Here is a 1,635-nt window from a genome sequence, read left to right on the forward strand (position 1 = left end):
TAGCAAATTGAAGTTTCTATTAGATGGAGAAATTTCTAAAGGTTCGACAGAAGCGATCACGGGCAATCAGCTTTATTCAATCAATCAAACAGTTGCGACGTATTTTGGTGGAGGTGCTGGCTATGAAAATGGAAAATGGGTTGCACCCACATTCAAACTTAAAACTGTCAATGATGATGGTAGCACTGGTGAGGAAAAGGTTTACAATAGTGTAGCGGAAGCACTTGCAGGTGTTGCAAGTTCTATCACGAATGTTCACAATGATGTGACCAATGTAGTCAGTGATAGTCTTGCCAAGCAGGATGAAAAGACAAAAGTTATCAATATTGGTACAGAAGTAGAAGGCAATGAAATCAATATCGCAAATAAAGACAAAGGGGATAGAATTCTTTCCGGTGTGAAAGAAGCCGTGAGAGGTAATGAAGCTGTTAATAAAGACCAGCTTGATGCAAGTCTGAAGGAGCTTTCTAACAATCTTCAGTCTGATGAATCGGCTGTTGTTCATTACGATAAAACAGGTGATGATAATAGCAGCACTAATTATGCGAGTGTGACTTTGGGTAAAGGTAAGGGTTCTGCACCTGTTGGTTTGCATAATGTTGCCGAAGGTCAGATTAGTGAGAATTCGCATGATGCGGTTAATGGCGGTCAGATTTCTAAGGTTTCTCAGGATATTGCGAAATACTTAGGTGGAGGTACAAGCTTTAAAGATGGTACTTTCACGGGTCCAACCTATAAATTATCCAGTGTTGATGCAAAAGGCGAGGTAGTAGAAAAATCCTATGGTGATGTTGGTTTAGCCATTGAAGGTATTGATACGAATTTCAAGAATGTGAATAACAACCTAACGAATAAGTTTAATGAACTTACTGAAAACATCACGAATATTACTCAGGAAGTTCAAGGCGATGCGCTGTTGTGGGATAAGGACGCAGAGGCGTTTGTAGCGATGCATGGGGACAATAAAGAGAACAGCAAGCTTACATCACTTGCAGCTGGCTCTATAGTATCAGGCTCGAGTGATGCGATTACGGGTGGACAGATTTATGATCTGCAAAAACAGTTTGCTGGCTATTTTGGTGGTGGTGCTGGTTATAATGAGAAAGGCGAATGGCAAGATCCGGAATTTCAAATTCAGACTTTCAGCAATGATGGTACGAAAGGTGATAAGAAGAGCAGTAATAATGTTGCAGGTGCTTTTAATGACATTAATGACAGCATGAGCACTATCAACGCTCGTATTAAGGAAGTTTCAGAAGGAGTTGCACAAGATTCTTTATCATGGAGCAAGGCTGAAGGTGCTTTTGTCGCCTTGCATGGAGAAAAAGATGGTGAGAAGACACACAGCAAAATCACATCACTTGCAAATGGTGATATTACTGCTAGCTCAAGCGATGCTGTAGCAGGAAATCAGCTATATGCTCTAGGTAACAGTGTTGCGCAGTCTTTAGGTGGTGACGCTAGTTATGCAGGTGGCGCTTGGACGGCTCCAAGTTTCAAAGTTAAGATCGTTAATGAGGATGGTACTAAAGTTGAAGAGAAGAAGTATGATACTGTATCGGAAGCATTTGCTGGTGTAGGAACATCTTTTGAGAATCTTCAAAAAGAGTTTACTCAAAACAACACGGAGGTTAC

1 pseudogene is annotated in these 1,635 nt (G+C 40.9%); it reads left to right on the forward strand.

What is annotated here, in order from left to right:
* Positions 1-1,635 (forward strand): annotated as a pseudogene (locus ACFIMM_RS03885) (hypothetical protein); the annotation flags it as partial.

The sequence above is a fragment of the Bartonella sp. AP258QHHD genome, assembly GCF_042196145.1.
GTDB lineage: Bacteria > Pseudomonadota > Alphaproteobacteria > Rhizobiales > Rhizobiaceae > Bartonella.